Origin of the sequence: Ereboglobus sp. PH5-10 (assembly GCF_029504735.1) — a bacterium.
Taxonomy (GTDB): Bacteria; Verrucomicrobiota; Verrucomicrobiia; order Opitutales; family Opitutaceae; genus Ereboglobus.
Genome location: NZ_JAQFIP010000002.1, coordinates 1 through 20499, shown reverse-complemented (window position 1 = coordinate 20499; position 20499 = coordinate 1). Strand labels below are relative to the sequence as shown.

The window sequence follows — 20499 nt, the reverse complement described above, 5'->3', positions numbered from 1 at the left end:
TCGTCATTACCAATTCTTGCCTTTGGGTTGTTGCGCGGATTGTTGCTGCTGGCCGCCGTCCTGCGCGGCTTGCATGCGCTGGAAAAGAATCGCGGGGGCGTCCTTGTCGCGCACTTGATCGAGCTGCTGCATGGGGATGATCAGGCGCGAGTCGATGGGCTTCTGCTCCTTGCCGTCGGAGCCGCCGATTTGCTGCATGTTTTCGGATTGTTCGGGCTGGGCTTCGGGTTGCTGTTGTTGCTGCTGCTCCTGTGATTGCTGGCCGGCGTTTTGTTTGTCCTCGTCTTTTTTCCGCATGTCACCGAACGCGGATTCCTGTTTGGGTTTGGGTTCCTGCTCCTGGGCGTTGTCGTTTTTGCCCTGGCCGTCCTGCTTGTCCTGTTGTTGCTGCTGTTGGTCGCCGGATTGCTGGTTCTGCTGATCTTGCGAGCCTTGCTGTTGCTGCTGGTCCTGGTTTTCGCCGGATTGTTTTTGCTGGTCGCCTTGTTGCTGCTCGGACTTGTCACCCTGCTGCTGTTGTTGGTTTTGCTGGTCCTGCTTGTTTTGCTGGTCGTCGTTTTTGTCGCCGGACTGGTTTTGTTTGTCCTGCTGATTCTGCTGCTGGTCTTGTTTGTCCTTATCCTGCTTGTCCTGGTCGTTTTTGTCCTGTTGCTGCTGGTCCTGGTTTTGCTGCTCGGTTTTTTCGAGGAATTTTTCGAGGCGGGATTGAAGGTCGTCCCAGTCGGCGGCCTTGGGGTCGAGCTTGCGGCCCTGGTCAACGGCGGCGAGCGCGTCGCGTATTGGTTTTTCGGATACAGGCTGTTTCGACGCCTGCACGGCCTGGCTGTAGGCGATCGTCTCGGTGGCGAAGTCGGCGAAGTCGCGCGGCGCGAGCGTGTCGAGCGCGGAGAGTCGTCCGACGAGTTCGCCGAGCGGCTTCGCGGGATCCTCGACGGGCGCGGCCGGCTCGGTGGGTTCGGCGGGTTTCGCGACTTCGATGGCGAAAAGTTGCGGGAGCGAGAGACAGAGCAAGCCGGCCAGTCCGATCAGGCTGATTCGACCGGGGATTTTTGAAAAAAGAGATGTCGGGCGCAGTGTCATGCGAGTGGCGGAGGGGCAGACTTGGCAGTCTGCGCTACGTTGGCGGGATGTTTCTTTTGCGGGGCGAGGCGGATGGCGCGGTTTTTGGGGCGCACGGGAAACTCGAACCAGTAGCTGAACGCGAGCAGGAGCAGCGCGGCGGCGAGCGGCCATTGGTAGCGCTCGGCGAGGCGCACGCGGTTTTCCTCGCGAAACGCGCCTTTGCGTCCGGTGGCGACGGTTTGCTCGATGATCTCGGCAAGGTTGACCCAACTGCTGGCGTCGGCATAGACGCCGGTGGTGGCCTCGGCGAGTTCGCGAAGGGTTTTGCTTTCGAGCTTGGAGAGCACGACCGCGCCGCGCTCGTCCTTGATGAGTCCGCCCGCGCCGTCGGGCATGATCGAGCCGGCCTCGGTGCCGACGCCGAGGCTGACAACGCGGATGTTTCGCTCCTTGAGTTTGTCAACGAGGGTGCGCCAGGTGTCGTCGTTTGCCTCGCCGTCGCTGAGGATGATGAGGAAGCGGTCGGCGCCGTCGCCCTGGCTGAAGGAGCCGAGCGCGGAGTTCAGGAGCGCGGTGTAATCGGTGCCGCCCTGGGGCAGATACTTCGTGTCCATGAGCGGCAGGAAGTCGCGAAGGATTTCGTAGTCGGAACTGAGCGGGCTTTGCAAAAACGCGGTGCCGGCAAAAACAATCAGGCCGACGCGCTCGCCCTTGAGATCGGAGAGGAGTCCGGAAACGAGCAGGCGCGCGCGGTCGAGGCGCGTGGGCTTGACATCGGTCGCGTCCATCGAGCGCGAGAGGTCGAGCGCGATCAGGATTTCGCGGGACTGGTCGAAAACGGGTTCCTCGATGCGTCCCCATTGCGGACGGGCGCACGCGGCGATGGCGAGCGCGAGGCCGAGGTAGAGCAGCACGCGGGGACGGGACGATTTTGGATTTTGGATTTTGGATTTTGGATTGTCGGATTCAAGCCGGAGCGAGCGTCGGCCGGCGCGGGCGCGGAGGATTTTCGGGTAGGTGAACGCGACACCAGCGCGACGCACGATTTCCCCGAGCAGGAAAAACGCGGGGATGGCGAGGAGCCAGAGAAGTTGCGGCCAGTAAAAACTCATTGGGTGGAAGTGCGGAGTTCGGAACTCGGAGTGCGGAATGAAGCGCGCGTATTCAGGCGCGTGAACAATGCGGCGAGTAAAAAGAGCGCGCCGCCGGGAATGGCGAACCAGTGGAAATACTCGGTGGTGACGAGGTAGGACTTGGCTTGAAACTCGATTTTTTGCGCGCGGTCGATGGCGGCGAACGCGGACTTGATGGTGTTGTTGTCGCGGGCGCGAAAATAGAGGCCGCCGGTTTCGCGCGCGATGGTGCGCAGCGTTTCCTCGTCGAGGTCGCTGACCACGCGGCGCGTGCCGACGCGGTTTCTATTTTGGTCGAGGACGGGAAACGGCACCCAGCCCTCGCGCCCGGCTCCGATGGTGTAGACGGGGATGTTGCGCTCCTTGGCGATTTCGGTGGCTTGCTGCGGGGAGAGCATGCCGCGGTTGTTGGCGCCGTCGGTGAGGAGAATCACGAAGGCGCCTTTGCGCTTGTTGCCGTCCTCGGTGCGCTCGGATTGTTCGAGCCGGGTGAGCGCCACGCCGAGTCCGTCGCCGATTGCCGTGCCGTCCTCGATGAGGCCGATGTTGATTTGCTCGATCTGGCGCGCGAGCCAGTCGTGATCGAAGGTGAGCGGCGCAAGCGTGTAGGCGTGCCCGGCGAAAAGGACGACGCCGATGCGGTCGCTGGGGCGGTCGTTGATGAAGGCCTTGATGACGGGTTTGATCGCCTGGAGGCGGTTGATGGGCGTGCCGCCCTCGGTGAAGTCCTCGGAATACATCGAGCCGGAAAGGTCGATGGAGAGCATGAGGTCGTAGCCTTGCGTGCGGACTTCGCGCTTGTCCTCGACTTTTTGCGGACGCGCGAGCGCGATGGTGATGAGGACGATTCCGAGCGAGGCAAAAATGACGGGCCAGCGCGAGGGGCCGGTGAGCGACGCGCGATGCCACGCGGCGGCAAACGGAACGATCAACACGGGCACGGTGCGGCGCGAGCGCAGCCACATGATCGCGGGGATGGCGAGCAACGCGAGAAACCAGAGCGGGTCCTTGAAGATGTAGGTGCCGTCAAACATCAGTGGTTATGCGGTGCCCTCCTGTGGAAAAAATTCCAAATTCCAGTGGTCAAATTCCAACGAAATTCCAGATTTCAAATTCCAAATTTCAAAGAGGCGAGGCTGCGCCTCGTCCGGCGGCCTGGAGACCGCCGCTCCGTTCGCAAGCGCGAGGTTGGAACGGTTTGTTTTTTGGAATTTGGTCATTGGAATTTTACTGGAATTTGGCTGCTGGAATTTGGAATTTGCGCGCGCGTCAGCGCGCGCTCATTCTCCTGTGGAAAAAGCGGACGAGCGCATCCAGGCGGTTTTCGTCGGTGCCGACTTGGAGGCGGCTGAACTGGTCGGGGAAAAGCGCGCGCCAGTTGGCATCGCGCGTCTCGCGCCAGCGGGCGTGCGCGGCGCGCTCGGCGGAGGTGCCGCCGATGTTCACGAGGCGTCCGCTCACCGGATCGTAGGCGGCGAAGCCCTCGCCGGCGGGCAGCGCGCGCTCCCACGGGTCGTCGATGCGAAAGCCCATCGTCTGGTAACGGCGCTGGAAAATCGGCCAGCCCTCGGGCGCGGGGCGCGGGGCGAAATCGCCGAGCCAAATCATGATGCTGTGCTTGGGAGCGGAGCGCGAGAGGAGCTGCCACGGAATCGCGGCGGTCGTGGCGCCGTCGGTGATGTCGGGCGCGGGCTGGCCGAAGAGTTCGGCTGCGGCGTGCATGATGGGGCCGCGTCCGCGCACCGGCTCGTGAAGCGTGTAGCCGCGCGGCGTGGCGTGGATGGTGCCGACGCGGTCGCGGTTGACCGCGCCGAGGAGCATGACGAGCCCGGCGAGTTCGAGCAGCGCCTCGCGCTTGGAAATGCCCGCGGAGCCGAATTGCAGGCTGGGCGTGTCCTCAAAAACGACGATCAGCGTGACCTCGCGCTCCTCGACAAATTTTTTCCGGTAGGGTTCGCCGAGGCGCGCGGTGACGTTCCAGTCGATGTCGCGGATGTCGTCTCCGAATTCGTAACGCACGACTTGGTCGAACTCCATGCCGCGCCCGCGAAACGCCGAGCGGTAAATGCCGCCGAGCGTGGATTCGACGGCATTGCGCACGCGCCACTCCAGCTTGCGCAGGAGCGCGAGCGGGTTGGAGATTCCGGGAAGGAGATTCTGTGGCGTGAGAGGAGCGGACATGGCGGAATTTTCGATTTTCGATTCTCGATTTTCGATTGGGAGCTACCGCTCCATTTTCGATTTCGTTTTCGCGCGGTAGCGCGCAATCGTTTCGAGCGTTAGCGACAGTCCGTCAAATCGAGAATCGAGAATCGAAAATTTCTTCACAGTTTCGGCACCGGAGTTTTGTCGAGCACCATGGCGACGACTTTGTCGGTGGTTATGTTTTCAGCCTCGGCCTCGTAGGTCAGGCCCATGCGGTGGCGGAGGACGTCGGTTGCGATGTCTTGCACGAGCGACGGGCTGACAAAATCCTGCCCGCGCATCCATGCGAGCGCGCGCGAAGCCTGGTAGAGCGCGAGCGAGGCGCGGGGCGAGGCGCCGAAGGAAAGATGGCGTCTGGCATTCGGCTCGAGTTGCGTGGACGGATCGGCGGCCAGCGCGCGCGTGGCGCGGACGAGCGCGAGCATGTAGCCCTGCATCGCGGGCGCGACGTGCACCCTGTCCACTTCCGTGCGCAACGAGAGGAGCTCCTCGCCGCTGGAAACGGGAAGCAGCTCGGGCTGCTTGGTGACCTGGCCCCAGCGCTGCATCATTTGCGATTCCTCGTCGCTGCTCGGGTAATCGACGATGAGCTTGAAAAGGAAGCGGTCGGTTTGCGCCTCGGGAAGCGGATAAGTGCCCTCCTGCTCGACGGGGTTTTGCGTGGCCATCACGAAAAACGGCTTCGGGAGCGGATGCGTTTGCCCGCCGATGGTGACCTGCCGCTCCTGCATGGCCTCAAGCAGCGCGCTTTGCACCTTGGCGGGGGCGCGGTTGATTTCGTCGGCGAGCACGAGGTTCGCGAAAATCGGGCCGCGATGCGACACGAACTCGCCGGTTTTCGGCTGGAAAACCATCGTGCCCACGACGTCGCTCGGCAGAAGGTCGGGCGTGAACTGGATGCGCTCAAACTGCACGCCGAGCGCGGTGCCGAGCGATTTGACGAGGAGGGTTTTCGCGAGGCCGGGCATGCCCTCGAGAAGCACGTGGCCATTGGCGAGCAGGGCGACGAGCAGCCGCTCGATGGTGGCCTCCTGACCGATGACTGCCTTGCCAATTTCTTCGCGGAGTTTCTTGGACCAAACGGGACCGGTAATCATAAGCTGTGATGTGGAGATGGTGTGTTTGAAAATGTGCTAAGACTGAATGAACGGACAATTGTTTCCGTGGAGCCGTGTCGTGCAAGTTGGATTTGCAGAAAAAACACGCCGTAGGGGCGCACCTCGCGTGCGCCCTCGCATCCGAAAAACGATCCGCGCGCGCTTGCACAAAGCGGGCGGGCACGAGGGCGCACGCCAGGTGCGCCCCTACGAACGTCACGCTTTCGTTCCGCTCGCCAGGAGCGTTTCGAAAAACGGCTCCATCGGCTCGCGCGCGACGACCGAAACCTCGACTTGCTGGAAACCGGCTTTTTTCAAAAATCCGTGCAACACGTTTTCCTGAAAGCCGAGCCAAACATCGGAGTAAAGTTCGCGCGCTTTTTCAAACGTGTGCGCCTTCAGGTCGAGCACTAGAAGGCGTCCGCCGGGGCGCAGTATGCGCCACGCTTCGCCGACCGCTTTTTGCGGATGCTGCGCGTGGTGGAGCGCCTGGCTGAGTATCGCGAGATCGACCGACGCGTCGGGCAGCGGCACGTCCTCGATGTCGCCGAGTTTGTAGGCGAGGTTGGCGAGGTTGTTGCGCTTGGCCAACTCGGTGCCGACCTCGACCATGCGCGGCGAATTGTCGATGCACCAAACGCGCTCGGCGCGGCGCGCGAGGAGTTGCGAAACCAACCCCTCCCCCGCCCCGAGATCGGCAATCGTGATCGCGGGCGTGAGACGGAGCGCGAGATGCCCGATGGCCTCCCACGAACGTCCGGGACAATGGTTTTTGCCGAGCTTGCCCGCGATGAGGTTAAAATACGCCTCGGATTGCTGGCGCCGGCGCGCGAGCACGCGGTCAAGATTTTCGCGATCCTCGACAAGCGCGGGATCGCCCGTCGCGGCATTGCACGCCGCCTTGACGAGCGCGTTTTGCGCAGGATCGGCTTGCGCGACCGACGAGTAAAACGACTTCTTCCCCTCGCGGCGATCCGCGACAAGCCCCGCCTGCCGCAAAATCGCGAGCTGCGACGAGATGCGCGATTGCGCCATGCCGAGGATATCCTGCATTTCCGCGACGGCGAGTTCCTCGTGTTGCAGCAACGCGAGCAGACGCACCCGCGTCGGATCGGAAATGACTTTGAGAATATCCCAAGTGGCGGACATGGCGGAAGAGGGGAAAGTAGCGAGTAGTGAGTAGCGGGTAGCGAGTAGAAGCCGGACGCAAGCGTGGTTTAGCCGACCTATCTACTCGCTACTCACTACCCGCTACTCGCTACTTCTTCTTATACACCGTCGCCGGGTCGAAGAGGCGTTCGGCGATTGTCGTGAGCTTGTATTCGGTGCCGGCGGCGGCGGTGTCGAGGTCGGCAAACTTGCGGTAGAAGCAGCTCTTGTAGCCGTTGTGGCAGGAGGCGTTGGCCGAGCCGGTTTGCTCAACCTTTACGAGGACGACGTCCTGATCGCAGTCGGTGTAGATTTCTTTCACCCATTGCACGTTGCCGGACTCCTCGCCCTTCACCCAAAGTTTTTTGCGCGAGCGGCTCCAGTAGGTGGCCTTGCGCGTCTTGAGCGTGTGCGCGAACGACTCGGCGTTCATGAAGGCAAACATGAGAACCTGCCCCGTGGTGATGTCCTGCGTGATGCAAGGGATGAGGCCGTCCTCGCCGAACTTCGGCTGAAACGTCGAGCCAAGCTCGATCTCCTGATTATTGGTGCGTGCTGGATAGTTCATGGTGTGTGGAAATTTTGGATTTTGGATTCTCGATTTTGGATTGGGAGCTGCCACTCCACCGTGATTTCGTTTTCGCGCGGAAGCGCGCAATCCAAAATCGAGTCTACGAGCCTATGAGTGTCTGACATCGAAAATCCAAAATAAAAAATCACAATTGGCGAGCCAACTTCTCAAGATACTCAAAGCTATAAATGCCGCTCCCATGTCCGTCGCTGAAATCGAAACGCAGCGCGTAATTGCCCACGCGCGCCCAGCCGACGACCGTCACGCCCGGAAACTCCCTCGGGCCGTCCCCGCCGTATTGGTTGCCAAGGATGTCCTTTTCGCCCCGCGTCTCGGCGCTCGGGGACGCCGCGCGGAGCTTTTCACCCTGAAAATACGACTCGCTGCCATCGTCCCACGCGATGGCGACTTCGGTCCCGATGAGCTGGATGTTCCGCGGCGTCTTCAAAATTAAAACGGTGTTTGTAGGCAACTTTGCGCATTTGTGAAAGAACGGATTCTTGCCTCGCATCAAAACGCCCCTTCTCATTCTCCTTTTACTAATGTCAACGCAAGCAGTCACAGAACTCATACCGCATCGCCCGCCGTTTTTGTTTGTGGACGAAATCGTCGCCGAAACCGCCGACGGACTCACCGCTCGCCGCACATGGCGCGCCGACGAGGATTTTTATCGCGGCCACTATCCCGGCGCGCCCATCACGCCCGGCGTGCTGCTCTGCGAGGCCGTCTTCCAAACCGGCGCTCTCTACATGGCCCGCCAGGCGCAGGCCGCGGGCGCCAAACCCGGCGAAGGCGTGCCGCTCCTCGCCAAAATAAACGACGTGCGCTTCCGCGCCCCCGTTTATCCCGGTGACACCATCGTCATCGACGTGAGGAAAAAAGAAACCCTCGGCGGCTTCACCATGATGACCGGCTCAATCAAAAAACCCGACGGCACGCGCGTCATGAACGTCGATTATTCCGTCGTCTGGAAAACACCCGAAGGCCAAACAGGAAAGGCTGACGAGCGCGACAGCGCGAAGATGGCGCCACCGGAGGTGGCGGCCCGAAGGGCTGGCTCTGACGGGGTGCCCTCTGGGCCGGCAGAGACACAAGGCCTGAAGGGCTGAAGGGCTGAAATCGGAAAAACTGAAACAATATGAGCACCGACTTCCTCCAAATCGCCGGAAAAACATTTGTCGTCTTCGGCGTCGCCAATCGCAAAAGCGTCGCGTGGCACATCGCGCGCACGCTCGAGGAACAAGGCGCGCGCGTCATTTACAGCGTCCGCTCCGAGGCGCGCAAAAAATCCCTCGAAAACCTTCTCGCCGGAAAACCCGTTTTCATCTGCGACGTCGAACACGAAGGCGCGCCCGCGCGCCTCGCCGCCGAAATCGCCACCGCCGGACACGCGCCCATCCACGGCATCGTCCACTCCATCGCCTTCGCCAATTACTCCGAGGGCCTGAAACCCTTCGACGAAACCAAGCGCACCGACTTCCTCCAGGCCGTGACCATCTCCGCCTTCTCGCTCGTCGAAATCGCCCGCGCCTTCAAGCAGCACCTCGCGTCCGACGCCTCCGTCGTCACCATCGGCATCTCGTCGCTCCTCGTCACGCCCGACAACTACGGCTACATGGGCCCGATCAAGGCCGCGCTCGAATCCGCCTCGCGCTTCCTCGCAAAATCCTTCTCCGCCGATCCCGCCACGCGCGAAGTGCGCTTCAACATCGTCGGCGCCGGCCCGCTCAAAACCAGCGCCTCCGCCGGCATCCCCGGTTACATCGAAAGCTACCTTTACTCCGAAAAACTCACCCTCCGCAAACGCAACCTCGCCACGCGGGAAGTCGCCGACTCCGCCGTGTTCCTGCTCAGCCCGCGCGCCAGCGGCATCAACGCCACCACGCTCACCATCGACGCCGGCCTCGGCGGCAACTTTTACGACGCCGAAATCATCCGCCTCGCAATGAGACCCGAGCCACCGGCTGACGCCGGTGGAAATTCCAAATTCCAATGATCAAATTCCAAATGCCAAATTCCAATGGACAAACTCGTGTGAGACACGCGCATGCGACAAGGAGCGGCGGCTTTCAGCCGCCGGACGAGGCGGAGCCTCGCCCATTGGAATTTGATCACTGGAATTTGGAATTTCTAGCGCTCGCGCACTCCGCCTCCCACTCATGAAGTTCGAAAACGTCCACATCGAATCCCTCGCCATCGCGCTGCCTGACGAAGTCTGGACATCCGCCGCGATCGAGGAACAACTCCGCCCGCTCTACGAACGCCTGCGCCTGCCCTTCGGCCGCCTCGAACTCATGACCGGCATTCGCGAGCGCCGCCACTGGCCTGCGCACACGCGCGCATCCGACGCCAGCGCCGCCGCCGGACGCGCCGTGCTCGCCAAATCCTCCCTCCGCGCCGAGCAAATCGAAATGTTCACGCACGCCGCCGTTTGCCGCGACATGCTCGAACCCGCCACCGCCTCCTTCGCCCACCGCAAAATCGGCCTCACCGCCCGCGCGCAAATCTTCGACGTCTCCAACGCCTGCCTCGGTTTCCTCAACAGCATGGTCATCCTCGCCGGCCTCATCGAATCCGGCCAGATCGGCGCCGGCATGATCGTCTCCGGCGAAAACGGACGCCCCCTCATCGAGCAAACACTCGCGCACCTCACCACCGCGCCGCTCAACCGCAACGAAATCAAACCCTACTTCGCCAACCTCACCATCGGCTCCGGAGCCGTCGCCGCCATCCTCTGCCACCGCTCGCTCCTCCCCGCCGGCAGCCGCGCCCCGCGACTCATCGGCGGAGCCGGGCGCGCCGCCACGCAATACAACGACCTCTGCCAGGGCGACACCCACGGCGCCGAAGCCCTCGCCATGCAAACCGACTCCGAGCAACTCCTCATCGCCGGCGTCGGCCTCGCCCGCGAAACCTGGGCCGACTTCACCGCCGCCACCGCGTGGGACACCGCCGGCATCGACCGCTACATCTGCCACCAAGTCGGCTCCGTGCACCGCCGCAAACTCTACGAAACCGTCGGACTCGATCTCGCCAAGGATTTCTCCACCTTCGAAACACTCGGCAACATGGGCTCCGCCTCGCTCCCCGTCACGCTCGCCCTCGCCGCCGAGAACTCCGCCGTCAAACCCGGCGACCGCGTCGCCCTCCTCGGAATCGGCAGCGGCCTCAACTGCCTCATGCTCGGAGTCGAATGGTGATGAACACCCCGAACGAAACGAACGCCAGCGTAGCGCAGACTGCCAAGTCTGCCTCCGAAAAAGCAGACTTGGCAGTCCGCGCTACGAACTGCGCGCCCCTCCCCGACTGGCTCCGCGCCCTCTATCCCTTTGCGCAAAACACCTTCGTCACGCCCCGCGGCGCGCGCATGAACTACGCCGACGAAGGCCCGCGCACCGACGAGGCCGTGCTCATGCTTCACGGCAATCCCACGTGGTCGTTTTTTTATCGCGACATCATCCGCGCCCTCTCGCCCTCGCTCCGCTGCATCGCCCCCGACCACATCGGCATGGGCCTCTCCGAAAAACCCTCCGCCCGCGATTACCCCTACACACTCGCGCAACGCATCGCCGACATCGAGGCGCTCGTCGCGGCGCTCAACCTCCGCCGCGTTCACCTCATCGTTCACGATTGGGGCGGCGCAATCGGCTTCGGCTTCGCCACGCGCCACCCCGAAAAAATCGGACGTATCACAATTCTGAATACGGCGGCGTTCCCCGACATCCACATGCCCGCGCGCATCGGCCTCTGCCGCGCCCCCCTCGGCATCGGCGCCCTGATCGTCCGCGGCGTCAACGGCTTCGCATGGCCGGCGACATGGATGACCATGCACCGCCGCAAACTCACCCCCGACGAAAAACGCGCCTATCTTTTCCCCCACAACAACTGGGCCAACCGCGTCGCCGTGCACGAATTCGTGCGCGACATCCCCATGTCGCCCGCGCACCCCACCCACGCCACGCTGACCGCCATCGAGCGCAACCTCCCGCTCCTCGCCGCCAACCCGAAACTCATCGTCTGGGGCGGCGCCGATTTCTGTTTCAACGATCACTTCTACAACCGCTGGCGCAAAGTTTATCCCGACGCCGCCACGCACCACTTCCCCGACACCGGCCACTACCTCCTCGACGACGGCGGCGAGGAAGTGCGCGCCAAAATCGTGCAGTTTTTCGAGCCTCTATTTCCATCGACTTAAATCGACTCAAGTCGACTTCGGTCGATTTAAGTCGCTTCCCTCGGCCAACACCCACCCACCACCAACCGCACCAACCCGCCCATGAAATTCGAACACTTCGCCTTCAACTCTCCCGACGCCCGCGCCCAAGCCGCATGGTGGGTCGAGCACCTCGGCCTCACGGTCGCCCGCCGCGTCGAAGCCGCGCCGCACACGCATTTCCTTGCCGACGAAACCGGCCGCGTCTTCATCGAAATCTACAGCAACCCCGCCACGCCCTATCCCGATTACGCCAACCAGCCCCCGCTCGTCCTCCACGTCGCCTTCGTCTCAACCGACACCAAAGCCGACCGCGCCCGCCTGGAAAAAGCCGGAGCCACCTTCGTCGTCGAGGAAACCCCCGGCGGCAACGCCCTCCTCATGATGCGCGACCCCTGGGGCCTAGCCCTCCAATTCTGCCAGCGCACGCAACCGTTCTGAATACATCCAGTTATGAAAAAAATTCTGCGCCACCGTTGGGTATGGGTTTTCTTGGGCGTCCTCTTCCTGCCTTCCCTATCGTTGGTGTGGAGTTATTTCCAGCCAGTGACCCCAAAAGAAGCGATGCCCTATACATTTGTCCGAGAAGAAATGACCCGAACATTTTGTGGCGATAACGATTATACCTACACACTCCAATCACGCGGAACTCATGAAGAGTTTCTTCTATTTGTTGAAAAAATGAAGATGTCTGGCCATCGAATCAACGACACACGATATGAGAAAAAAAGCGAAAATAATCATTTGATAATAACCATAAATTATGAAGAGGGATGGATTATTTATACAAAGAACTACACCTAGTAATCATAACTAATTCACAAACCTTGCCCTTGCCTTTATTCGCGTCCATTAGCGTTCATTCGCGGTTAAAAGCTTCTACCCCGCAAATTCAAACGCCCCCTCGCCGAGTTCGGCGCGGACATCCAAAACAAGTTTCGCAGCCTGTGTGTTGTTTGCGGACATATCAGAAAACGTATCACGCAACCGCGGCCGTTTTTGAAGACAAGAAATAACCACTGCGGGAAAAGGGGCATATCTCAAAACTTTGCTCAAACCAGGATTGCGCCTGGGAGCGCGGGCATCTTGCCCGCAAGACGGCGCGGCACACCGCGCCGCCCAAGCATCCAAACCGGCGGGCAGGATGCCCGCGCTCCCGGGGCGCAAGCGCGTTCCCGTCAATTTTTGCGGCGGAGGATTCTCGGGGCGGCTTCCATCTGGCCGCGCGTCACGCCGAGCTGGTTGAGCAGTTTTAATTCGCGCCAGAGTGCCGCGCCGTCGATTTCACCGCGCAGGAGTTGACGGTAGCGCGCGAGCGTTTGCACGACTTCGCCGGGCGTCTCATCGACAAACTCCACGCGAAAATGGCGCGCGCCAAGCGCGAGCAACCGCGCGACATACTCGGCGCCGGTTTGCGCGCGGTTGTTGAAAACGGTGTTGCGGCAGCCGGCGTCGGCCTTGAGCGGAAACTCCGCGCCCGTCCTGTCGCGCAGGCGCGCACGGTGTTTTTCGCAGGGACGTCCGCAGTCGCGGTAATCCTTGCCGCCGGAGAGAAACGTGCAAAACACACAATGCTCCATGTGAAACATAGGCATGCGCTGGTGAATCGTGATGTCGTAGGATGCCGGCGTGAGCGCACGCGCAGCGTTGTTCGACGCCTGCAACAGCGCCTCGAGTTGCGCGATGTTCAGGTCGTAGGATGCGGTAACGCGCTCAAGTCCATGATGTGCGAGAAAATATTCGGCGGCGATTTGGTTGGCGACGTTGAGCGAAAAATCGCCCCGCTTGCGGTCGTCCGCGAAGTAGCGCAGGTGGTCGGCATTGCGCGCGATGTAGCCGTCGGCGTTTGCCGAGCGCGTTTGCGCGAGTATCCATTCCTCGCCGGGTTTGGTGATGCGCGGCGGCGCAACCCATATTTCCAAATCCGGTTTTCCCAAATCGCGGACGCGCGCCACCGCCTCGCGGTAGTGTTTCGGATTTTCGAACTCGCAATAAACCGTCGCGATGTCCGGCACCGTGAGCGCCGCCTCAAGCTGGGAAAGATTGCGCAAGACGGGAATGATTTCGGCTGCGGCGGGTTGAGTGGCACGGGCGACTCGCCCGTGTTGAATGCGCCGAATCACGGTTGAGTCGCCCGTGCCACTCGATCCGTTGTGAATCGTCCAGCGTTTCGGCGCGGCGCGCAGGGCGGTGAGTTTTTCAACGGCGGCGCGGCGCAGGCGATTGAGCTCGCTCATCGGCAGCATGACGTCGCCCTCGATGCGCGAGGCGAGTTTGCCAAGACTGTAGGGCGTGCCGCCGAGGCGTCCGATTTGGTCGCGCAGGCGCGACTCCGTGAGCGGCTGGGTTTGCGCAGGCGAAAGCGCGACCGCGGAATCCTCGCGCACGACATGCCCGGCGCGGTCGTTGAGAATCAGCGTGAGCGGCGCGTCGGCGTGGCCGTGCACCTCGGCGTCAACGGGGCGCGTGTGACGAATCTTGTCGCCGTCGTAGGTGGCGCGCAATTCACGGTCGAGCGCGGGGTCGTTGGTTTTCCACAAAAGCTGGCCGGGGCGCACGCGCCCGAAATTGATGTCGCCATGGCCGAAGCGCAGGGTCGTTTCGCCGCCGGGGCGCGCATCGACTTGGTAAACGCGTCCGCCTTCCTCGCGGATTTCGGGCGTGCCCGCGTCGAACACAACGCCGTCGCCCGGCTTGAGCGGCGCGGCGAGGCGGAGCGTGGCGCTTTCGTTTTGCACGCGCGCGACCTCGCCCAAAAACACGCCTCGCTTGGTGCCGAAGCGCGCGTGGACGAGATTTTGATTGTCGATGCCGCGAAACCATCCCGTGCCCAGCCCGCGCGAAAAAGTCATCTCCAGTTCATATTTCGAATGCGGGGCAGTCCCGGACTGCCAATCGCCCCCGACATTCTCCATTATGCATTTTTCGTTCTCCATTAGTTTATCGAGCGCCGCCCGATAAACGCGCGTGATGCTCGCCACGTATTCGGGCGATTTCAGGCGGCCCTCGATTTTGAGCGAGGCGACGCCGAGGCGCGCGAGTTCCGGCAGCACGTCGATGCCCGCGAGATCACGCGGGCTGAGCAGGTAGCGCCGGTCGCCGAGATCGACCTTGCGGTCGTCGCAAATCAACTCGTAGGGCAGCCGGCACGCCTGCGCGCACTCTCCGCGGTTGGCGGAACGCCCGCCGAGCGCCTCGCTGGTCAGGCATTGGCCGGAGTAGGCCACGCAAAGCGCGCCGTGCGCAAACACCTCAAGCGAAAGCGGCGCGTGGCCGGAGGCGCGCTGCGCGGCTTGGATCGCCTCGATGTCGGCGAGCGTGTTTTCGCGGGCAAGCACCACGAGCGACGCGCCGAGTTCGCGCGCAAACGCAACGCCCGCCGCGCTCGTGACCGTCATTTGCGTGGACGCGTGGATGGGGAAATCGGGCGAGATTTCGCGGATGAGTTTGCACGCGCCCACATCCTGCACGATGGCTGCGTCGGCGCCGGCGGCGATGATCGTGCGCGCGTAGTCGCGCGCCTCGCCGATCTCGCCGGGAAACACAAGCGTGTTGAACGTCACGTAACCGCGCACGCCGCGCGTGTGCAGAAACGCCATGAGCGCGGGCAGGTCGGCCTGCGTGAAATTTTTCGCGCGCATGCGGGCGTTGAAGCGCTCCAGTCCGAAATAGACCGCGTCGGCGCCGTTCTCGACCGCCGCGCGCACGCATTCCCAATCCCCCGCGGGCGCGAGGATTTCGGGACGGCGAGGCGTGTCGTTATTTTGCACCATGCAAAACAACTACAAGCGAACCCGCCCAAATCAAGCGCGCGCAATTCCGCCGTCATTTTTCGCCAAACGCGTTCAAAAAAAATCCCCCAAATTTTGCGCGCTTTTCTGCGTTTCCGCTTCACCTCGCGGCCCATGCGCATAAAACATCTTTTCATGTTTCGTATCGGAACGATGATTTGCAAAACATGCGGGTCGCGCCACGCCCTCGCGGCGGTTGCGATGCTTGTCACTTTGTTCGCTTTCGCATCCGCCGCTCGCGCCGCGCTTGAGGTCGATTCGCTGCGCTGCGAAAATCTCGAAAGTCCGCTCGGCATCGACTCCGAAAAACCGCGTTTCAGCTGGCGGATATCCTCGCCCGAACGCGGCGAAAACCAGCTCGCCTACGAAATCCTCGCGGCCACGAGCGCCGAGCGTCTCGCGCGCGACTACGGCGACCTCTGGAATAGCGGACGCGTCACATCGTCCGAAACCCTCAACATCCCCTACAACGGACGCCCGCTCGCCACCTCGCAGCAAGTTTTCTGGAAAGTTCGAGTTTGGAGCAACGCCCCCGGCTCGCGCGCCTCGAAGTGGAGTCCCGTCGCCACCTTCACCACGGGCGTGCTCGACACTCCTCTCGGCCCCGGCTGGCAACCCGGCGCGCAATGGATCACCGACCCCGCGCTCCTCAAATGGGAGCGCAAGGCGTTCGGCTTCTGTTCTCGCGAGGCAAAACACGCAAACACGCCCAAGTGGGTGCAACTCGACCTCGGCTCGCCGCAGCCCATCGACACCGTCATCCTTCGCGCCGTCAGGCACGGTTTTCCGGACCGGCACGGCTTCCCCGTTCGTTTTAAAATCGAGGCGTCGGACGATCCCGCCTTCAAAAAAGCCCACCGCATCCACACCATCTCCGACGACACCGCAAACGATCTCAATCCGCGAAGCGCCGTCATCAAGCGCACACCCCCGGCAACGCACACAGCCATCGCGCGCTACCTCCGCGTCACCGCCACCAAGCTCCGCGCGCCCGCCGACGGCAAACCCGTTCTCGCCCTCAGCCAGATCGAAGTCCTTTCCGGCCCCGAAAAAAAGAACATCGCACTCAACGCCCCGGTCACCGCGAGCGACACCAGCGACGACAGCGTGAACTGGCGGCCCGGCGCGATCACGGACGGGCTCGACACCTCCGAGCACAACCCGCGCGCCAACACCACCCTTCTCCTGCGCCGCAAATTCAACGTGCGCCCCGGCCTTGTCCGCGCGCTCGCCCACATCACCGGCCTTGGCCATTACGAGTTTTCCGTCGGCTGCACGCGCATCACCACCGGCCTCCTCGCACCGGGCTGGACCAACTACAACAAAACCGTCCTCTACGACACCTACGACATCACCTCGCGGCTCCACGAGGGATCCAACGTCCTCGCGCTCATCCTCCACGGCGGTTTTTACAACATCCGGCCCGACCCACTAAACCGCTATCACAAATTCACAACCCCCTTCCGGCCCCTCGTCGCCCACGGACAAATCCGCCTCGAATACGACGACGGCCTCGTCGAAACAATCAGCACCGACGGCGCCTGGCGCGTCTCGACCGGCCCCGCCACCTACTCCAACCTCTACGGCGGCGAGGACTACGACGCCCGCCTCGAACCGCGTGGCTGGACCGACTCCGGGTTCGACGACAGCGCATGGACGCCCGCCGCAACCACCCCCGGCCCCGCCGGCAAATTCCGCGGACTCTCGCTCGCATCCCCGCACTTCAACCATTTCGAGGAATTCTCACCTGTATCCGAAAAACAAATACGCGACGGCGTCAGCATCATCGACTTCGGGCAAAACGCCTCGATGATGCCCTCGCTCACCGTGCGCGGCCCCGCCGGCTCCATCGTGCGACTCACGCCCGCCGAGCTCGTTGATCCCGGCACCGGCGCCCTCGACCGCAGGTCGGTCGGCGGCGGCGCAGCCTACTGGCAATACACGCTGCGCGGCGATCCCTTCGGCGAATCGTGGACTCCCGACACCTATTACCACGGCACGCGCTACATTCAGGTCGAGCGCATCCCGCCCGACGGCAGCCAAAACCGCCCCGTCGTCGAAAAAATCAAATCACTCGTCACCCATTCCGACACGCCGCCCGCAGGGGATTTCGCCTGCTCGGACGAACTCTTCAACCGCATCCGCACGCTCGTGCGCTGGGCGCAGCGCAGCAACCTCGCGCACGTTCTCACCGACTGCCCGCACCGCGAAAAACTCGGCTGGCTCGAACAATACCACCTCAACGGCCCCGCGCTCCGCTACGAATGGGACGCCGCGCGCCTCTTCGCAAAATGCTTCCGCGACATGGCCGACTCGCAACTCCCCTCCGGCCTCGTCCCCGACATCGCGCCCGAATACACCATCTTCGCCGGCGGCTTCCGAGACTCCCCCGAGTGGGGCGCCGCGTTTGTCCTCGCCGCCTGGCAGCACTACATCTGGACCGACGACGACAAACCCCTGCGCGACTACTTCGACGCGATGGATGACTACGTCGATTATCTCAACACCCGCGCAAAAAAACACATCCTCTCGCACGGCCTCGGCGACTGGTTTGACTCCGGCCCGCGCCGCCCCGGCGTCTCTCAACTCACCCCCGTGCCCCTCACCGCCACCGCCATCTATTACGAAATCACACACACGCTCGCGCGCATCGCCACCGTCATCGGCCGCGCCGACGACGCCTCCCGCCTGAACAAGGAAGCCGCAAAAATCGCCGACGCATTCAACCGCGCCTTCCTCAACAACGACGGCGACCCCGCGCAAAAACCCTTCACCGACGACCCAAACATCGCCACTTACGCCACCGGCTCGCAAACCGCGCAGGCCATGCCCCTCGCGCTCGGCCTTGTCCCGCCCGAACGCCGCAAAGTCGTGTTCGACACACTCGTCGCGCGCCTTCAAGCCGACGACTACGGCGTCACCTCGGGCGATGTCGGTTATCGCTACCTTCTCCGCGCCCTCGCCGACAACGGCCGCTCCGACCTCATCCACAAAATGCTCACGCGAGGCGACGAAAAACCCGGCTACGCCCACCAACTCGCCCAAGGCGCGACCAGCCTGACCGAGGCATGGAACGCCCGCCGCCAAACCTCGCAAAACCACTTCATGCTCGGGCAGGTCACGGAATGGTTTTACGGCGACCTTGTGGGCGTGCAGCCCGATCCCGAAGGCCCCGGCTTCCGCAAAATCATCATCAAGCCGCAAGTCGTCGGAGACATCACCTGGGCACGCGCCACCTACGAATCACCTCGCGGCCCGGTCGCGTGCGCATGGAAAAAGGAAGGCGGAAAATTTGTATTGGAAATTTCAATACCCACCGGCTCTACCGCCACGGTCCACATCCCGACCAAAAATCCGGCAACCGTGCGCGAAGGCGGTGTTGCAGTCGCAAACGCCAAGGGCGTCCGCGCCCTGCGCGGTGCCGATTCCGATAACAAGGCCGTCTACGCCATCGAATCTGGCAATTATATTTTCACCGCGGAGCAGTAACCGCATGGCGGAGGAGGAGGGATTCGAACCCTATTCCATGCTTTTGATTAAGTCGTTGAGATTGGCGGACTTGTTGATTATTAATATTTTACGAAAGGAATACAGTAGCAGAAAAGGGCAAACAAGGGAAGCAAAAAGAAGCGTTTTTGGCAACCTTGTGGCAACCTAAGCTCTTTTTTGGCATCACTTGAACGCCTCTTGTATTCAAAAAATGAATACATTTCTATATTTCAAGATGGGTGTTTATTTGCAGTTTTGCACGCCTTAAAATTTCATTTTTGCGCGTTGGTGCGCACTCGCGTATAAGTGCTTTACGCTGCCAGTGTCCGTCTTTCGGATAATCGCAACACCTGCACTTTTGCCGATGTCCTTAATGGGTGGAAGCCGACACTGGCAAATTTGAGGTTGGCCCCTGCCGATTCGATGCATCCTATGCGTTTTACTGCTCTATCGCGGACAAGGCATGACGTGGAATCTTTGCCGTTCTTGAAACGTCAAGGCCAGGCGACCCAGCCGCCAACGAGCGGCGCATTAAGTTCTCCATGTGATTCCTATTAAGCAGTGACCCGATAGGCGCAAAAAAACACGGCTGTCAAGGTGGAGGCGAGGAACGAGCACTACCTTGCACAGCCGTGATAAAATGGCGCGTCGGGCACAGCTGTTGGCATTTCGACAACATTCGCATTCTCCTGTTAAATAAACCCTTCAATCCATAGTCCAGAAATTGGTGTATCGACCGCATTCCGTGCAATACCGCCAAACCCCAGCTGGTGGGCCGTAACAGGTCTCTGCCTTACACGCTACACAGAGCACACGCCTCCACCCCCTCCGCACCGCCTCTTCGTCGCTGATATCCACCTTCTTTTCCTTTACTCTCCCTCCATACGCTACCCGCACCTCACGTTTCGGTGCTATCCTAATCTCGCGGCTACGAATCTGCTCGATTGCTCGGGAAAGACGGATCTTTTCCGCCTGAGCAGCCTTGTCCGCCTCCATCTCTGGATAATATTCCCAATACAATCCCCTCGCCTCATTAACCGCCGCAAGCACGTCCCTCATTTGAATGATTCCGCCAACATCAGGAACCATGTTTGCAGTCACAATCGAACACGTTTTTTGCTCCAACGCTTTTGCGCTCAAGACCCGTGGGCGATTGACGACGACCAACAAGCGGATTGTCCCCAGCGAAGTCTCAACCCAAAGCGAATACGGCTCACCCGGCTGTCTGGGCTCGACTGAGAGCGAATAGACATCAGCCACTGCCGCCTTTCGATAAGGGACATTCAGCACCTGTCCATCATCCAGCCTCTGGCAGGCCGCCGGCAGCAGTATTTTTCGCGAAGCATCAATCACCAACCTGAAAGCCTCCAACAATCCACGTTCGCCCTTGGGCGCGCACTCAGAGTTGGACTGGTGGGCAAAATAGGCGATTTTCTTGTATGCCCCAGCTTCCCGCTTCACCGGGTCATTCGCACACCCCAAAAGCGGTTCATTACACTCATCACACACACAACCGCACTCAAGGCCATTGGATACATCCAACGGATGCCGGTAGTCCTCTTCTCCTCCATCCTTTAAGCGCGCATAAATGACGCTGCCACGATGGTAAACGATGCGATCAGGTGGGCTTACCCTCGAATTGCGGACAGTGGCGCAGACGGGAAAGGGAGATCAGTTGTTAAGTTTTTCGAAGTCAACCGGGGAAAGATATCCGAGTGAGGAGTGCAGACGCCGGGGATTGTAAAACGCCTCAATCCACTCAAAGACCGTCGCACGGCCCTGCGCCCGG

18 protein-coding genes are annotated in these 20499 nt (G+C 61.5%); 7 read left to right on the top strand and 11 right to left on the bottom strand.

Annotated features, from left to right (window positions below; translation table 11 throughout):
* Nucleotides 1-6 precede the first annotated feature (6 nt).
* From M2447_RS02135 to M2447_RS02100, 8 genes are all read right to left on the bottom strand, one after another.
* Nucleotides 7-1080: a hypothetical protein gene (locus M2447_RS02135; protein ID WP_277557211.1), complete on the bottom strand. Its 1074-nt coding sequence runs from the start codon at nt 1078-1080 to the stop codon at nt 7-9.
* Nucleotides 1077-2174, bottom strand: coding sequence for a VWA domain-containing protein (locus M2447_RS02130; protein ID WP_277557210.1), 1098 nt, complete (start codon nt 2172-2174; stop codon nt 1077-1079). The genes M2447_RS02135 and M2447_RS02130 overlap by 4 nt, the downstream gene beginning before the upstream one ends.
* Nucleotides 2171-3229, bottom strand: coding sequence for a VWA domain-containing protein (locus M2447_RS02125; protein ID WP_277557209.1), 1059 nt, complete (start codon nt 3227-3229; stop codon nt 2171-2173). Before M2447_RS02125 ends, M2447_RS02130 begins: the two co-directional genes overlap by 4 nt.
* A gap of 235 nt (nt 3230-3464) precedes the next feature.
* Complete coding sequence (locus tag M2447_RS02120) at nt 3465-4376, bottom strand: DUF58 domain-containing protein (RefSeq protein ID WP_277557208.1); 912 nt, start codon at nt 4374-4376, stop codon at nt 3465-3467.
* A gap of 143 nt (nt 4377-4519) precedes the next feature.
* Entirely contained in the window at nt 4520-5497 is a 978-nt protein-coding gene (locus tag M2447_RS02115) for a MoxR family ATPase (protein ID WP_277557207.1), read from the bottom strand.
* 216 nt (nt 5498-5713) lie between these two features.
* Nucleotides 5714-6646: a metalloregulator ArsR/SmtB family transcription factor gene (locus M2447_RS02110; RefSeq protein WP_277557206.1), complete on the bottom strand. Its 933-nt coding sequence runs from the start codon at nt 6644-6646 to the stop codon at nt 5714-5716.
* Between the two features lie 109 nt (nt 6647-6755).
* The gene (hisI, locus tag M2447_RS02105) at nt 6756-7214 is read right to left on the bottom strand and encodes a phosphoribosyl-AMP cyclohydrolase (protein ID WP_277557205.1); all 459 of its coding nucleotides are present in this window, start codon (nt 7212-7214) and stop codon (nt 6756-6758) included.
* 148 nt (nt 7215-7362) lie between these two features.
* Nucleotides 7363-7665 carry a DUF971 domain-containing protein gene (locus M2447_RS02100; RefSeq protein ID WP_277557204.1) on the bottom strand — a complete coding sequence of 101 codons (303 nt, stop codon included), beginning with the start codon at nt 7663-7665 and terminating at the stop codon, nt 7363-7365.
* 94 nt (nt 7666-7759) lie between these two features.
* On the opposite strand from M2447_RS02100, the gene M2447_RS02095 reads away from it, so the two are divergent.
* The 6 genes from M2447_RS02095 (at nt 7760) to M2447_RS02070 (ending at nt 12234) form a co-directional block, all read left to right on the top strand.
* A complete protein-coding gene (locus tag M2447_RS02095; protein WP_277557203.1) occupies nt 7760-8326 on the top strand; it encodes a 3-hydroxyacyl-ACP dehydratase FabZ family protein in 567 nt (188 codons plus the stop codon).
* 29 nt (nt 8327-8355) lie between these two features.
* A complete protein-coding gene (locus M2447_RS02090) occupies nt 8356-9213 on the top strand; it encodes an SDR family oxidoreductase (RefSeq protein ID WP_277557202.1) in 858 nt (285 codons plus the stop codon).
* Between the two features lie 163 nt (nt 9214-9376).
* Nucleotides 9377-10417: a 3-oxoacyl-ACP synthase III gene (locus M2447_RS02085; protein WP_277557201.1), complete on the top strand. Its 1041-nt coding sequence runs from the start codon at nt 9377-9379 to the stop codon at nt 10415-10417.
* The gene (locus tag M2447_RS02080) at nt 10417-11412 is read left to right on the top strand and encodes an alpha/beta fold hydrolase (RefSeq protein WP_277557200.1); all 996 of its coding nucleotides are present in this window, start codon (nt 10417-10419) and stop codon (nt 11410-11412) included. The genes M2447_RS02085 and M2447_RS02080 overlap by 1 nt, the downstream gene beginning before the upstream one ends.
* Nucleotides 11413-11493: 81 nt before the next feature.
* On the top strand, nt 11494-11871 hold the full coding sequence (locus tag M2447_RS02075; protein ID WP_277509433.1) for a VOC family protein: 378 nt from the start codon (nt 11494-11496) through the stop codon (nt 11869-11871).
* A 12-nt stretch (nt 11872-11883) separates the two neighbouring features.
* Nucleotides 11884-12234, top strand: coding sequence for a hypothetical protein (locus M2447_RS02070; protein ID WP_277557199.1), 351 nt, complete (start codon nt 11884-11886; stop codon nt 12232-12234).
* Between the two features lie 374 nt (nt 12235-12608).
* Here M2447_RS02070 and M2447_RS02065 read toward each other — a convergent pair whose 3' ends face one another.
* Nucleotides 12609-15203, bottom strand: a complete 2595-nt coding sequence (locus M2447_RS02065) for a U32 family peptidase (protein ID WP_277557198.1) — start codon at nt 15201-15203, stop codon at nt 12609-12611.
* 153 nt (nt 15204-15356) lie between these two features.
* Here M2447_RS02065 and M2447_RS02060 point away from each other — a divergent pair, with 153 nt between their 5' ends.
* Nucleotides 15357-18710, top strand: coding sequence for a family 78 glycoside hydrolase catalytic domain (locus M2447_RS02060; protein ID WP_277557197.1), 3354 nt, complete (start codon nt 15357-15359; stop codon nt 18708-18710).
* Nucleotides 18711-19415: 705 nt separating this feature from the next.
* Here M2447_RS02060 and M2447_RS02055 read toward each other — a convergent pair.
* Both M2447_RS02055 and M2447_RS02050 read right to left on the bottom strand, forming a co-directional pair.
* Complete coding sequence (locus M2447_RS02055) at nt 19416-20252, bottom strand: hypothetical protein (protein WP_277557196.1); 837 nt, start codon at nt 20250-20252, stop codon at nt 19416-19418.
* A 129-nt stretch (nt 20253-20381) separates the two neighbouring features.
* Nucleotides 20382-20499, bottom strand: a 118-nt coding sequence (locus tag M2447_RS02050; RefSeq protein WP_277557410.1) for an IS3 family transposase, incomplete at its 5' end; no start/stop codon positions are given.

Coding starts and splice junctions, on each gene's coding strand:
- M2447_RS02135 (WP_277557211.1), bottom strand. CDS start 1,080: ATGACACTGCGCCCGACATCTCTTTTTTCAAAAATCCCCGGTCGAATC.
- M2447_RS02130 (WP_277557210.1), bottom strand. CDS start 2,174: ATGAGTTTTTACTGGCCGCAACTTCTCTGGCTCCTCGCCATCCCCGCG.
- M2447_RS02125 (WP_277557209.1), bottom strand. CDS start 3,229: ATGTTTGACGGCACCTACATCTTCAAGGACCCGCTCTGGTTTCTCGCG.
- M2447_RS02120 (WP_277557208.1), bottom strand. CDS start 4,376: ATGTCCGCTCCTCTCACGCCACAGAATCTCCTTCCCGGAATCTCCAAC.
- M2447_RS02115 (WP_277557207.1), bottom strand. CDS start 5,497: ATGATTACCGGTCCCGTTTGGTCCAAGAAACTCCGCGAAGAAATTGGC.
- M2447_RS02110 (WP_277557206.1), bottom strand. CDS start 6,646: ATGTCCGCCACTTGGGATATTCTCAAAGTCATTTCCGATCCGACGCGG.
- hisI (WP_277557205.1), bottom strand. CDS start 7,214: ATGAACTATCCAGCACGCACCAATAATCAGGAGATCGAGCTTGGCTCG.
- M2447_RS02095 (WP_277557203.1), top strand. CDS start 7,760: ATGTCAACGCAAGCAGTCACAGAACTCATACCGCATCGCCCGCCGTTT.
- M2447_RS02090 (WP_277557202.1), top strand. CDS start 8,356: ATGAGCACCGACTTCCTCCAAATCGCCGGAAAAACATTTGTCGTCTTC.
- M2447_RS02085 (WP_277557201.1), top strand. CDS start 9,377: ATGAAGTTCGAAAACGTCCACATCGAATCCCTCGCCATCGCGCTGCCT.
- M2447_RS02080 (WP_277557200.1), top strand. CDS start 10,417: ATGAACACCCCGAACGAAACGAACGCCAGCGTAGCGCAGACTGCCAAG.
- M2447_RS02075 (WP_277509433.1), top strand. CDS start 11,494: ATGAAATTCGAACACTTCGCCTTCAACTCTCCCGACGCCCGCGCCCAA.
- M2447_RS02070 (WP_277557199.1), top strand. CDS start 11,884: ATGAAAAAAATTCTGCGCCACCGTTGGGTATGGGTTTTCTTGGGCGTC.
- M2447_RS02065 (WP_277557198.1), bottom strand. CDS start 15,203: ATGGTGCAAAATAACGACACGCCTCGCCGTCCCGAAATCCTCGCGCCC.
- M2447_RS02060 (WP_277557197.1), top strand. CDS start 15,357: ATGTTTCGTATCGGAACGATGATTTGCAAAACATGCGGGTCGCGCCAC.